This window comes from Streptomyces sp. NPDC052016, from assembly GCF_044548445.1.
Taxonomy (GTDB): domain Bacteria; phylum Actinomycetota; class Actinomycetes; order Streptomycetales; family Streptomycetaceae; genus Streptomyces.
This window is the reverse complement of sequence record NZ_JBIUBX010000002.1, coordinates 38,292-52,034: the sequence shown is the minus strand read 5'-3', so window position 1 is coordinate 52,034 and position 13,743 is coordinate 38,292. Positions and strand designations below refer to the sequence as shown.

At 72.6% G+C, this 13,743-nt stretch carries 8 protein-coding genes; 1 reads left to right on the top strand and 7 read right to left on the bottom strand.

Going from position 1 to position 13,743, the window contains the following annotated elements:
- The first annotated feature begins 271 nt into the window (after positions 1–271).
- Positions 272–1,474 (top strand): IS110 family transposase, encoded by a 1,203-nt coding sequence (locus ACIHAR_RS03360; RefSeq protein ID WP_400016510.1) that lies wholly within the window; start codon positions 272–274, stop codon positions 1,472–1,474.
- Positions 1,475–1,570: 96 nt separating this feature from the next.
- Here the strand turns inward: ACIHAR_RS03360 and ACIHAR_RS03355 are convergent, their stop codons facing one another.
- From ACIHAR_RS03355 to ACIHAR_RS03325, 7 genes are all read right to left on the bottom strand, one after another.
- The gene (locus tag ACIHAR_RS03355) at positions 1,571–2,854 is read right to left on the bottom strand and encodes a nucleotide sugar dehydrogenase (RefSeq protein ID WP_365471872.1); all 1,284 of its coding nucleotides are present in this window, start codon (positions 2,852–2,854) and stop codon (positions 1,571–1,573) included.
- A 9-nt stretch (positions 2,855–2,863) separates the two neighbouring features.
- Positions 2,864–4,576, bottom strand: a complete 1,713-nt coding sequence (locus tag ACIHAR_RS03350) for a glycosyltransferase (protein WP_400016505.1) — start codon at positions 4,574–4,576, stop codon at positions 2,864–2,866.
- A gap of 110 nt (positions 4,577–4,686) precedes the next feature.
- Complete coding sequence (locus tag ACIHAR_RS03345; protein ID WP_365471878.1) at positions 4,687–5,706, bottom strand: Gfo/Idh/MocA family oxidoreductase; 1,020 nt, start codon at positions 5,704–5,706, stop codon at positions 4,687–4,689.
- Positions 5,703–6,818 carry a DegT/DnrJ/EryC1/StrS family aminotransferase gene (locus ACIHAR_RS03340; protein WP_365471881.1) on the bottom strand — a complete coding sequence of 372 codons (1,116 nt, stop codon included), beginning with the start codon at positions 6,816–6,818 and terminating at the stop codon, positions 5,703–5,705. The genes ACIHAR_RS03345 and ACIHAR_RS03340 overlap by 4 nt, the downstream gene beginning before the upstream one ends.
- 450 nt (positions 6,819–7,268) lie before the next feature.
- On the bottom strand, positions 7,269–11,501 hold the full coding sequence (locus ACIHAR_RS03335; protein ID WP_400016502.1) for a ribonuclease E/G: 4,233 nt from the start codon (positions 11,499–11,501) through the stop codon (positions 7,269–7,271).
- Between the two features lie 272 nt (positions 11,502–11,773).
- Complete coding sequence (locus ACIHAR_RS03330) at positions 11,774–12,538, bottom strand: TIGR03936 family radical SAM-associated protein (protein ID WP_400016500.1); 765 nt, start codon at positions 12,536–12,538, stop codon at positions 11,774–11,776.
- Positions 12,539–12,586: 48 nt separating this feature from the next.
- Positions 12,587–13,687 carry a hypothetical protein gene (locus ACIHAR_RS03325; RefSeq protein WP_400016497.1) on the bottom strand — a complete coding sequence of 367 codons (1,101 nt, stop codon included), beginning with the start codon at positions 13,685–13,687 and terminating at the stop codon, positions 12,587–12,589.
- Between the last annotated feature and the right edge of the window lie 56 nt (positions 13,688–13,743).

Below are 13,743 nucleotides of genomic sequence, written 5' to 3'. Positions count from 1 at the left end.
CCCCCTTCCCCCGTTATCTTTTTCGCGGTCCTGCAAGAGGGCCGCTGGCCTCCGGGCCCGGCATGACTGTTGCCCCCTGTCGATGGGATGACCTGGGGGGTGGTGTCACCGGGTCCGAGGGGTGCCGTCGGAGACGCTGATCAGAGGTCCGGCCGCTGCCCGGCCCGGCGCAATGCCGGGCAGCTCGCGGGCGGCAGGTCTGCATAACGTGGATGCGCGCGAACGGCCCCACCGCCGAGGCCGGCACAGCATCGACGCATGTGGGGGCACGGTGATCGACATCGACGAGACGGGCGTCTTCCTCGGCCTGGACGTCGGCAAGAGCAACCACCACGGCCACGGACTCACCCCGGCCGGGAAGAGGGTCTTCGACAAGGCCCTGCCGAACGGCGAACCCCAGTTGCGGGCCGTCTTCGACAAGCTCAAGGCCAAGTTCGGCACTGTCCTGGTGGTTGTGGACCAGCCCGCCTCCATCGGTGCCCTGCCGCTGACCGTCGCCCGCGACGTCGGCTGCAAGGTCGCCTACCTGCCCGGACTCGCGATGCGCCGGATCGCCGACCTCTACCCGGGTGAGGCCAAGACCGACGCACGCGACGCGGCCGTCATCGCAGACGCCGCCCGCACCATGCCCCACACCCTGCGCTCCCTGGAACTCGCCGACGAGATCACCGCCGAACTGACCATGCTGGTCGGCTTCGACCAGGACCTGGCCGGCGAGGCCAACCGCACGTCCAACCGCATCCGCGGCCTGCTCACACAGTTCCACCCCAGCCTCGAACGCGTCCTGGGCCCCCGCCTGGACCACCCCGCCATCACCTGGCTGCTGGAGCGCTACGGATCTCCGGCCGCCCTGCGAAAGGCAGGCCGCCGCAAGCTCGTCGAGGTCGTCCGGCCCAAAGCGCCCCGCATGGCTCAGCGGCTCGTCGACGACATCTTCAACGCCCTCGACGAACAGACCGTGGTCGTTCCCGGCACCAACACCCTGGACGTGATCGTGCCGTCGCTGGCCAAGTCGCTGGCCGCCGTCCACGAACAACGCCGGGCACTGGAAGCCCGGATCGAGGCCCTGCTGGAGGCCCACCCTCTTTCCCAGGTCCTGACGTCGATGCCCGGCATCGGCGTCAGGACCGCCGCAGTCCTTCTGACCACCGTCGGCGACGGCAGCTCGTTCCCAAGCGCCGCCCACCTGGCCTCCTATGCCGGCCTTGCACCGGCCACCAAATCGTCGGGAACCTCGATCCACGGCGAACATGCTCCACGAGGCGGGAACCGACAGCTCAAACGCGCGATGTTCCTCTCTGCGTTCGCAGCCCTCCACGATCCCGCCTCCCGCAGCTACTACGACCGCTGCCGAGCCAGAGGCAAAACCCACACCCAGGCCCTCCTCCGCCTGGCCAGACAACGGATCAACGTGCTGTTCGCCATGCTTCGAGACGGAACCTTCTACGAACCCCGAACCCCACGCCTCGCTTGACGAAGGACATAGAGGCACCCCCCCCCCGCGAACGGCTCCGGCCCCCGCCCCGTACGGATACGGGGCGGGGGCCGGAGCCGTCTGCTATGCGGGTGTTCAGCCGCCGATGACGACGCGACGGACGCCCTTCCAGGCCTCCGGGTCGGTCGTACGGCGACCGTCGACCAGGACGGTGACGTCCGGCAGGTCGGCCGGGGTCAGCGTGCGGTACTCCGCGTGGTCGGCCTGGAGGATCGCGGCGGTGACCTTCTCACCGTTGTGCGGGGTGAGGCCGTGCGCCACGAGCTCGTCGTCCGTGTACATCGGGTCCGAGACGAACGGGACCGCGCCGCGCGCCTTGAGCGCCTCGACGGTCGGGAACACACCGGAGAACGCGGTCTCCTTGACGCCACCGCGGTAGGCGGCGCCCAGCACCAGCACGTTGACGCCGGTCAGGTCGCCGTAGGCGGCGGCCAGCAGGTCCACGGCGTACTCCGGCATCGCGGCGTTCGCCTCACGGGCGGAGCGCACGACGGTCGCGGCCGGGTCGTTCCACAGGTACATCCGCGGGTAGATCGGGATGCAGTGGCCGCCGACGGCGATGCCCGGCTGGTGGATGTGGCTGTAGGGCTGCGAGTTGCAGGCCTCGATGACCTTCTTGACGTCGATGTTGTTCTGGTCGGCGAAACGCGCGAACTGGTTCGCCAGGCCGATGTTGACGTCCCGGTAGGTGGTCTCGGCGAGCTTCGCCAGCTCGGAGGCCTCCGCGGTGCCCAGGTCCCACACGCCGTTGGGCTGCGGCAGGTCGGTGCGCTCGTCGAAGTCGAGGACCTGCTCGTAGAACTCCACACCGCGCTGCGTGGACGCCTCGTCGATGCCGCCGACGAGCTTCGGGTAGCGGCGCAGGTCGGCGAAGACCCGGCCGGTCAGAACGCGCTCCGGGGAGAACACCAGGTGGAAGTCCTCGCCCGCGGTGAGGCCCGAGCCCTCGGCCAGCATCGGCGCCCAACGGGTGCGCGTGGTGCCGACCGGCAGCGTGGTCTCGTACGACACGAGCGTGCCGGGCTTGAGGCCCTGGGCGATCGCCTTCGTCGCGGAGTCCATCCAGCCGAAGTCCGGGGTGCCCTCGGCATCGACGAACAGCGGGACGACCACGACGACGGCCTCGGACTCGGCGACCGCGGACGCGGTGTCCGTCGTCGCGCTCAGCAGCCCGGCGTCGACGGCCTGCTTCAGCTTGACGTCGAGGTCGTGCTCACCCGGGAAGGGCTCGACACCGGCGTTGACCAGCTCGACGACCTTCTCGTTGACGTCCGCGCCGATGACCCGGTGGCCCTTGGACGCGAACTGCACGGCCAGCGGAAGCCCGATCTTGCCGAGCGCTACTACACAGATGTTCATGGACGGTCGCTACTTCCTTTTCGAACCGTTCGGCTTCTTGAAACCGGCGGACTTCAACTTCCTGGCACCGATCGACCTCAAGCCGACGGCTCGGGACTTCACCTTCCCGGCGATGCCCTTCAGCACCCTGAGGACGAGCGCCCTCTTCGGCGGGTACATCCGGGCCGTGTCGATCACCACACGGCCCTTGTCGTTCACCACGGCCGACGCCCGGTACGGGTCCGCCTCCCGGCCCCAGCGCCGGGCCAGCGGCATGGGCAAGCCCTCACCGCGCACGGGAATCTCGTACGTCCGGCCGACGAGGTCCAGGTAGACCCGGACACCCCGCTTGGCGGTGACGTACGCGAGCGGGATCCGGGCGTGGAGCACGGTGGCAGCGCCGTCCTCGGTGGGCTCCACGCGCATCTCCCCCACCGGGGCCGGCAGGGTGTGGCCAGGCTTGAGGCGCCGCGCGCCGGGCTTGTCGGCCGACTTGGGCATGGCGCCGTCGACGAGCCGCAGCACGACCCCGGCCCGCCCGACGTCGCCGACGACCGGCACCCGCACGGACGCCGTGTAGGTGAGCCCGTCGCCCTCCTGCTCCCAGGCGGAGGCCAACAACTCGGTCCCTCGGGCGAGTTGCCCGGGGACCGACTCCTCCAGCAGCTGGAAGGTGCGGTCGGGCAGGCCGATGCGCGCGTCGCGGAAGCCAGGGTAACGGGCGAAGACGTGTTCGCCTTCGAGGACGAACGACGGGGCCCCGTGCTCCTGCTCGGAGGTGATCGCCCGGCACAGCTCGTCGATCGCGCCGGCGTGCGCCAGCGCGATCCGCACCCGGCGCTTGACGTCCATCGCGTCACGGATGCCGTCGGTGAAGTAGGTGTCGGCGAGCCGCGCGATGCCCGCGCAGATCTGCCGCTGAAGCTCGCGGTCCAGGCCGGGGAAGTCGGTCTGGACGAGCTTGGCCAGCTCCCAGGTGAAGTGCCGGCGCAGCACCGCGTCCCGCCGCGGGCCCGCCTCGATGAGGCCGGCCGCGAAGTCCATGATCTCCGCGGTGCACCGCAGCCGCGCCAGGTGGTCGGCGCGGTAGGTGATGTTGCTCGCGTCGCCGCGCTTGACGGCGAAGTAGCAGATGTAGTCGGCCACCACCGAGATCCTGCGCGCGCGGACGCACGCCTCGAGGGTGAACGGCTGGTCGCTGCCCACGGGCAGGTGCTCGGGGAAGCGCAGCTTGTGCTTCTCGACCAGCTCCCGCCGGAACAGCTTGGTGTTGGCCAGGGTGAACGGCAGCGCCGAGTCGTACAGGCTGACGTCCGGGTCGTTCTGCTTGAACAGCGCCTGGTGGACGTACCGGCCGTTGGTGCCGACCATCTTGCCGACGACCACGTCCGAGCCGTGCTTGTCGGCGTACTTCACCATGCGCTCCAGCGCTTCCTCGCCGAGGTAGTCGTCGGAGCCGATGAAGTACACGTACCGGCCCGTGGCCACCTCCAGCGCCCGGTTGCTGGGCGCGGCGGGGCCACCGGAGTTGGGCTGGTGAATCACCCTGACGGTGTCCGGGTACAGGGCCGCGAACCGGTCGAGTTCGCGGCCGCTGTCGTCGGTGGAGCCGTCGTCGACGGCGACGATCTCCAGCCGGTGCCGTCCGATGCTCTGCCCGAGGAGCGAGTTCAGGCACTCCGTCAGGTAGGGCATCGTGTTGTAGACGGCAACGATGACGCTGACGTCAGGCGCAGCACTCATTCTCCGGCTCCTGGTCTCCGACAGCCGACGGCCGGCTGGGTCCTGCGGGGAAGGTCTCACAGAACATAGGAGTCCCACCGAGCACGCACCGTTCCCCCGATGGGTGACGCTCAGCTGCCATGGACGGCCAGATCCTCCGGCTGCAGGGACACGCTGCGGTTGCTGGTGGCCGACTCCAGGACCGCGGCCGCGACCTCCACCGTGCGCATGCCCTGGCGCAGGGTGCAGATGTCGGCGGCCTTGCCGAGCACGGCGTCCCGGAAGAGCTCGTGCTCCACCAGGAGCGGCTCGCGCTTCGGGATGGCGTACCGGATCATGTCGCCCTCGGAGACACCGCGGAATGCCTGCAGGGCCTCCCACTCGGTGGTCACCGCCGCGTTGGAGTGGAACGTCAGGTCGGCGGTGAGGGTGTCGGCGATGAAGCAGCCGCGCTCACCGGTGACCGAGGTGAAGCGCTCCTTGAGCGGGCTCAGCCAGTTCACCAGGTGGTTCACCATGGTGCCGTCGTCGAGGCTGGCGACGGCGGAGACCATGTCCTCGTGCTCACGGCCGCTCTTGGAGACGGTGTGGGCGGCGATGGACACGTACTGGCGGCCCGTCACCCAGCCGGTGAGGTCGATGTCGTGCGTGGCCAGGTCCTTGACCACGCCGACGTCCGCGATGCGGTGCGGGAACGGCCCCTGACGGCGGGTGACGACCTGGTAGACGTCGCCCAGTTCGCCGGACTCCAGGCGGGCGCGCAGCGAGCGCAGCGCCGGGTTGCACCGCTCGATGTGGCCGACGCCGGCCACCAGGCCGCGCGACTCGAACGCGTCGACGAGCCGACGGGCGCCCTCGACGGTGTCGGCGACCGGCTTCTCGATCAGCGCGCAGACGCCGGCCTCGGCGAGCGCCAGGCCGACCTCCTCGTGCAGATGGGTCGGGCAGGCCACGACGGCGTAGTCGAGCCCGAGAGCGATGAGCTCCTGGACGGTGTTCAGGACGGGCGCGCCCTGCGCGGCACCGAACTTGTCACCCATCGGGTCGACGACACCGACCAGCTCGACGCCGTCCAGACCGGACAGCACACGGGCGTGGTGACGCCCCATCGAACCGAGGCCGACGAGTCCGGCCCGCAGCGGCTTGCTCACAGCTGCTCTCCCAGCGCGTTCACAGCGGTCACGATGCGCTCCAGGTCCTGCGCGGACAGGGCGGGGTGCACGGGCAGCGAGACGACCTCGGCGGCCGCGCGCTCCGTCTCCGGCAGGTCCCAGGAGCGGCCGGCCTTCTGGTCCGGCTCCCAGTACGGCTTCAGGCGGTGGATCGGGGTCGGGTAGTACACGGCGTTGCCGATGCCGGCCTCGGTCAGCTTGGCCATGGCGGCGTCCCGGTCACCCCGGATCCGCACGGTGTACTGGTGGTAGATGTGCCGCGCGCCCTCGGCGACCGTCGGCGTCACCACGTTCGCCGCGGTGATGTGCTCGGTGAGGTACGCGGCGTTGGCGATGCGCTGCTCGGTCCAGCCGGCCAGCTTGGCGCGCTGCACCCGGCCGATCGCGGCGGAGACGTCCGTCATCCGCACGTTGGCGCCGACGATCTCGTTGGCGTAGCGCTGCTCCATGCCCTGGTTGCGCAGCAGGCGCAGGGTCCGGGCGACCTCCGCGTCGGCCGTGCTGATCATGCCGCCCTCGAGGCTGTGCATGTTCTTCGTCGGGTAGAAGCTGAAGGTGCCCGCGGAGCCGAAGGCACCCACCGGGGTGCCGTGCAGCGCGGCCGCGTGGGCCTGGCAGGCGTCCTCGAGGACGGCCAGCCCGTGCTGCCCGGCGATCGCCATGATCCGGTCCATCGCGGCCGGGTGGCCGTACAGGTGGACCGGCATGATCGCCGCGGTGCGCGGGGTGATCGCCGCCTCGACGGCCGCCGGGTCCAGGCAGTAGGTGTCGGCCTCGATGTCGGCGAAGACGACGTCGGCGCCGACCAGCCGCACCGCGTTGGCGGAGGCCGCGAACGAGAACGACGGCACGATGACCTCGTCACCCGGGCCGATGCCGAGCGCCATCAGCGCCAGGTGCAGCGCGGAGGTGCCGGAGTTGACCGCGACGCAGTGGCGCCCGTCGACCAGCTCCGAGAACTCCTCCTCGAAGGCGGCCACCTCGGGACCCTGGACGACCCGGCCGCTGCGCAGCACGCGCACCGCGGCCTCGATCTCCTCCTCGTCGATCACAGGTTTGGCGGCCGGTATGAACTCATGGGCGTCGGTCATCGACATCCCCTCCTCTACGGCGACCTCGAAGGCGCGTCGTGCATGGTCGGGAAGGGGCCGCGTCGAACCCGGCTCGGCCGCATCCCTGGGTGTTCACCGCTGCCTGTGGGCGGGCGAACGGCTTGTACACAGGACCCCGCCCCCGAGGGTTCCTTGCGGGAAGACAGCCGTATCCGGGCTGGAGGACCGGACGTGCGGTTCGGCTGCAGTCACGGTGTGCATGGCTGTGGCCACCGAGACCGCAGTTCACGTTACCAGCATGGGCACGACGATTTTCCCCAGGGTTACCACAGTGAAACCCCCTCGGCGGGTGCGGTCCATCACAAGCGAAACACAGGGTAACCCGCCTGGTGACGCTGAGCGACGCGGCCGGCGGCGCGGGCCGCCCGGTGTTCGAACCGGGTGCCCCGCGCCGCCTACGCGACGCCCGTCCTGCGGACCGCGGGACGGTCAGTCCTCCGTCGTGGCCGAGACGGACGGGACGCTCTGCTGCGCCGCCGCCGTCTTCTTCGCCGTGGACTTCGCGGCCTTCTTGGCCGTCGTCTTCTTGGCCGCCGCCTTCTTCGCGACCGTCTTCTTGGCCGCGGTCTTCTTGGTGGCGGCCTTCTTGGCGGTGGCCTTCTTGGCCGTCTTGCGGGCGGCCGCCTTCTTCGCCGGAGCGGCCTCGGCCGGCTCCTCGCCCGCCTCGGCTTCCGCCGGGGTCTGCGCGGGAGCCTCCGCCGGGGTCTCGGCGGGGGCTTCGGCAGGGGCTTCGCTCTCCGCCGGGGCCTCCGCCGCGGCCGCCGGGACGACCACGACGGCCGTCTCCTCGGGCGCGGTGGGCGCGGTGGCCTTGCGCACGGCACGGCGGCGCGGACGGGCCGGAGCCGCACTCTCGACGACCGGCTCGGCGACCGCCTCGGCCTCGGCCTCGGTCGCGGCTTCGGCGGGCTGCTCCGCGAGCGCCTCCGCCGGCGCTACTTCGGGGACCGTCACCACGGCGGCCTCCGCCCCGGCGGGCGAACCGGCCGGCGCGGACACCTTGCGGGTGACCCGACGGCGCGTACGGCCCTTGGGCGCGGCCTCCTCGACGGCGGGAGCCTCGGCGGTCGGCGCCTCGGCGGCCGGCGCCTCGACGACCGGGTCCTCCACGGCGACCGGCTCGGCGTGCGCGGCGACGGCCTCCGCCGGCTGCACCGGACGCTCCACCTCTTCCTCGGCGGTGACGTCCTGCGCCGTGGGAGCCTGCGCCGGCACCTCGGAGACGACCTCCTGCCGCTTCGCGGCGCCCTTCGGCGAGCCCGCCGGAGCCGAGGCGCGACGGCTCGCCCGGCGACGGCCGCGACCACGGGTGGCGGCGGCCTCCGCCTCGGCGACGCTGCTGTACAGCTCCTCGTCGGGGGCGAAGTCGGGCGCCTCCAGCGCGACCGGCGCGGCCACCTCGGCGGCGACCTCGGCCTCGCTCTCGGCCTCCTCCGCGACGGCCACCACGGCCTCGGCGGTCTCGGCGGCCACGGCCTCGTGCTCGGGCACCTGCCCGTCCCCGCCGCGGCCGCGCTTGCGGCGCTTGCCGACGCCGGCGGCGGACGGCTGGTCGAGGTGGACGATGACGCCCCGGCCGTTGCAGTGCACGCAGGTCTCGGAGAAGGACTCCAGCAGCCCCTGGCCGACCCGCTTGCGGGTCATCTGCACGAGCCCCAGCGAGGTCACCTCGGCGACCTGGTGCTTCGTACGGTCACGGCCCAGGCACTCGAGGAGGCGCCGCAGGACGAGATCCCTGTTGGATTCCAGCACCATGTCGATGAAGTCGATGACGATGATGCCGCCGAGGTCGCGCAGCCGCAGCTGGCGCACGATCTCCTCGGCCGCCTCCAGGTTGTTCCTGGTGACCGTCTCCTCGAGGTTGCCGCCCTGACCGGTGAACTTGCCGGTGTTGACGTCGATGACGACCATCGCCTCGGTCCGGTCGATCACCAGCGAACCGCCGCTGGGCAGCCATACCTTGCGGTCCAGCGCCTTGGCGAGCTGCTCGTCGATCCGGTAGGTCGCGAACACGTCGACCTCGGAGGTCCACCGGGACAGCCGCTCGGCCAGGTCCGGCGCGACGTGCGCGACGTACCCGTGGATGGTGGACCAGGCGTCGTCACCGCTGACGACGACCTTGGAGAAGTCCTCGTTGAAGATGTCGCGCACGACCCGGACGGTCATGTCCGGCTCGCCGTACAGCAGCGTCGGGGCGTTGCCGCTCTTGGCCTTCTTCTGGATGTCCTCCCACTGCGCCTGCAGCCGCTCGACGTCACGGCGCAGCTCGTCCTCGCTCGCGCCCTCGGCGGCGGTGCGCACGATGACGCCCGCGTCCTCGGGGACGATCTTCTTGAGAATGGACTTCAGCCGGGTCCGCTCGGTGTCGGGCAGCTTGCGGCTGATGCCGGTCATCGAGCCCTCGGGCACGTACACCAGGTAGCGGCCGGGGAGGGAGACCTGGCTGGTCAGACGGGCGCCCTTGTGACCGATCGGGTCCTTGGTGACCTGCACGAGGACCGACTGGCCCGACTTCAGGGCGGACTCGATACGGCGCGGCCCGTTGGCCATGCCCAGCGCCTCGAAGTTGACCTCACCGGCGTACAGGACGGCGTTGCGCCCCTTGCCGATGTCGATGAAGGCGGCCTCCATCGACGGCAGCACGTTCTGGACCTTGCCCAGGTAGACGTTGCCGACGTAGGAGGTCGACTGCTCCTTGTTGACGTAGTGCTCGACGAGCACGCCGTCCTCCAGGACGCCGATCTGCGTACGGTCGCCGTTCTGCCGGACGACCATCACGCGCTCGACGGCCTCGCGGCGGGCCAGGAACTCGGCCTCGGTGATGATCGGGACGCGGCGGCGGCCCTGCTCACGGCCTTCCCGGCGGCGCTGCTTCTTGGCCTCCAGACGGGTCGAGCCCTTGATGGACTGCACCTCGTCGGACGGCTCGCTCGCCTTGCGGGGCTCACGCACCTTGACGACGGTGCGCTCCGGGTCGCCCTCGCCCGGCTCGGTGTCGACGGAGGTGTCCCCGGCACGGCGGCGACGGCGACGACGACGACGGCTGCCGGCGGTGGAGCCGCCGGCCTCGTCGCCGTGCTCGTCCTCGGCGTCCTCTTCCTCCTGCTCGGCGGTGTCCTCGGCGTCCTGCGCGGCCTGCTCGGCGGCGAGCTCCTCGGACTCGGCGTCACCGGCCTCGCCCTCAAGGGCCTCACCGCGACGGCGACGACGGCCGCCCCGGCGACGACGACGGCGCGAACCGCCCTCCTCGGCCTCGTCCTCGCCCTCGCCCTCGACGACGTCCTCGGCCGTCTCGTCGGCCTCCTCCGGCTCCGCCTCGTCCTCGAAGGCGGCGGGCTCGGCGGCGGCGGTCTGCACGGCCTCGGCGCTCTCCTCGCCCTGGGCCGCACCCCGGCGACGGCGGCGACGCCGCGACCCGGTCGGCTCCTCGGGGAACTCCTCGACGGCCTCGGGCTCCACGGCCTCCGGCTCGACGGTCTCCGCCTCGGCGGCGGCGGCCTCGGCGGCGGCGCGCTCCGGCGTCTGGAACCTCGGCTCGGTGAACACGGGCGCCTGGAACACGGCGACCGCGGGGCGCGCGGGGCGCCTCGGCGCCTCGGCGTCGTCACCGGCCGGGCGCGCGGGCTCGGAGAAACCGACCGCGGCCTTGCGGACGACACGCCGACGCGCGCGACGGGGAGCGGCCTCCTCCTCGGCCTGGGCGGCGGGAGCCTCGGCGGCCTGAGGGGCTGCGGGCGCCACCGGAACCTCGGCGGTCCGGGACGCCTCGACGGCCTTCGCCGGCTCGGCGGCGGGCACCTCGGCCTCGACGGTCTCGCTGACCTCGGCGGCCTCGGCGGCCTCGGCGGGCGCGGACACGCGCCGGGTGGCCCGGCGACGGGTGCGGCGCGGGGCCGCCTCCTCGGCGGCGGGGACCTCGGCGGGCTCGGCGGCGACCGGCGTCTCCGCCTCGGCGCCGGCGGTCGCCTCGGCGGCTTCCGCGGTCTCGGCGGCCCTGGGCTCGCCGGCGGGCGCGGAGACCCTGCGGCTGGCGCGACGGCGCGGGCGCGCGGGCGCGGCCTCGGCGGCCGGCTCTTCCACGGGCTCCACGGCGGGCTCCTCGGCGGCTTCGGCGACCGGCTCGGCGGCGGCGGTCACGGGCACCACGGTCTCGGCGACCTCGGCCGGCGCCGGAGCACCGGCGGGCGCGGACGCGCGCCGGGTGGCACGGCGACGGGGACGCGCGGGCTCCTCGGCGACGGCGGCGGTCTCCTCGGTGGGCGTGCCCTCCGCGACCGGCTCCGGCGCCTCGGCGGCGGGGGTCACGGGCAGCACGGTCTCGGCGACCTCGGCCGGCGCCGGAGCACCGGCGGGCGCGGACGCGCGCCGGGTGGCACGGCGACGGGGACGCGCGGGCGCCGGCTCCGCCTCCGCGGCGGTCTCGGCGGCCTCGACGGTCTCGTCCGTCTTCTCCTCGTCACTGTCGTCGGCGACGAGATCGGCGACGGAACCGGCGGCCGGTATGGCCGGCGCGACGGTCTCGGCCGGGGTGTCGGTGCCGGCGGCCGGCGGACCGGCCGGGCGGGAAGCGGCCCGGCGCCGACGACGCGGCGGCAGGGTGTCGCTGGGGGTGTTCGATTCGGAGTCCGTGACGGACTCGGTGGTTTCGATCGGCTCGAGCATGCGGGTGTGTCTCCCGTCAGGCTCCCGGGCGCCGCACCTGGTCCGGCTTCGACCTCGTCGAAGCCGTTGACGTCCGCGGCTCGCGCTGTGCGCGGTACCGCCGTCCGGGGCGCGGCCGCCGCACGGAAGCTCTCTGTGTCTTGTCTCGCCGGTTCCGTACGCCATGTTGCGTACGGCCTGGCGAAAGTCTTCTGGTCGGTGCGCTGCCCGACCCAGGTGGCTCCCGAGTACGAGGGCGGCGCTACGACGTCCGTCCCTGTGCGGGACCTTCCTTACGCCGGCGCCTTCGCGGCGGCAGTCGCATCGGCCGTCAAAGGGGCCTCGGCTGCCTCGCGGTCGGGCGCGAGCGGGTCGGTCACCGCGCCGGTCTCTTCATCGAACAGCCCCTGCGCCAGCCTGGTCACCGCTGCGGGGACCGGCGGCGCCAGGTCGGCCACGGCGCGGAGACCGGACAGGACGTCGTCGGGTCGTACGGCAGGCGTCACGTGCCGAACAACCAGCCGCAGTATCGCACAGGGCTGGTCGATAGGCCTATCAGCCTGTGGAGAGTGCGTTTCCAGCCGTACGACGGCGGAGCGGGCGTCGAAGGTACGGACGCCGTTCTTGGTGAGGCGTTGGACCTCGACGGTGTCGGCCGCGTTGAAGGCGGCCACCGCGCGGTCGGCGTCCGCGGGGTCCACGCCGTCCAGGCGCAGTTCCCACACGGAAGCCGTGAGCCGGTCGGCGAGCCCCGGGGTGCGGGCCTCGACCGCCTCGATGACGTCGAGCCCGGCGGGCAGCGACTCGTCGAGGAGCCTGCGCAGCTTCTGCGGATCACGCGCCTCGGTGAGCGCGATCTCCAGATACTCGGCCTCACTGCCCGTGCCGGTGGGTGCGGCATTGGCGTACGACACCTTCGGGTGCGGCGTGAACCCCGCCGAGTACGCCATCGGCACCTCGGCACGGCGCAACGCGCGCTCGAAGGCACGCTGGAAGTCACGGTGGCTGGTGAACCGGAGGCGGCCGCGCTTGGTGTAGCGCAGTCGGATGCGCTGCACCGCGGGTGCGGGCGGCGGGCCTTCGGGCTGTCGCTTGCCCAGTGTCGTTCAGTCCTTCGTGAGAGCGGTCGTACTGCTACCAAGAGTACGTGTCTCGCGGGCCGAAGGTTCCCTCCGGGCCACGGCCTCCCGCTCCCGCGGCTCCCCGAAGAGCATCCGCCGGAGGTCGGCGCGGGCCTGCCGTGCGGACTCCCGGGCCGCGGTCAGGGCCTGGCGGCCGGCCCGGCCCACGGCGCGGGCGGCCTCGGCGGCGGGGCGCAGGACGGTGTCGCGGACGACGTGCCCGAGGGGGGTCAGCACGGTGCGGTACACCCAGCGCACCGGCTCCACGAAGATCCACCGGAAGAGCGTCCCCAGGAAGCGCCCGACGGCGAGCGAGATGCGCCCCGCGATCCGCCAGGCATGCCCGAGGGCGTCCCCCACCTCCCGCCCGACGAGGGCGAGGAAGCGGCCGGCCGGCGCGAGGACCCAGCGCCACAGCGTGAGCGCGGGCAGGACGAGGAGGATCCGCGCGGTCCAGTACAGAGCCCAGCCGATTCCGGTGACGAGCAGCGCGAGGAGCGTCACCACGCCCCGCGCGCACCAGGCGATCGCCCGGCCGGCCGGCGCGAGGACCCACGTGTGGCACCAGCGGGCGGGGACGACGACCAGGTATCGCGCGAGCCAGGTCAGCGCCGTGAGGAAACCGACCCCCACGGGGGTCAGCACGCGCGCGTACAGCCAGGAGAAGACGGCGAAAGTGCCACCGGCCAGCCAGGCGAGGACGGCGAGGGCGCCGCGGGCCAGCCAGGCGAAGGCGTGGCCGACGGGGGTGAGGACGTGCCGGTAGCACCATGCCAGGGGGACGACGACCAGCACCTTCCCGAGCCAGGCGAGCGCCCTGCCGGTGGGGGCGACGACGTACCGCCACAGGCCGACCAGGGGCCACACGAGCAGGACCTCGCCCAGCCACAGCAGGGCCCGGCCGAGGGGCCTCAGCACCGTGTCCTTCAGGAGGCGGCCGGCGACGACCAGGGCGTCCCACGCCATCCGCACCGGTACGACCAGCACGAGCACGACGATCCGCACGGGCAGCCGGATCGCGACCACGAGACACCCCTCGGGCGGCTCCTGCGCGGGCTGCCGGGCGGCCGGCTTGTCGAGGTCCATGTACACGTAGACGCCACGGCCACCCGGCCGGATCCCGCATCCGCGCGCTTTCGACG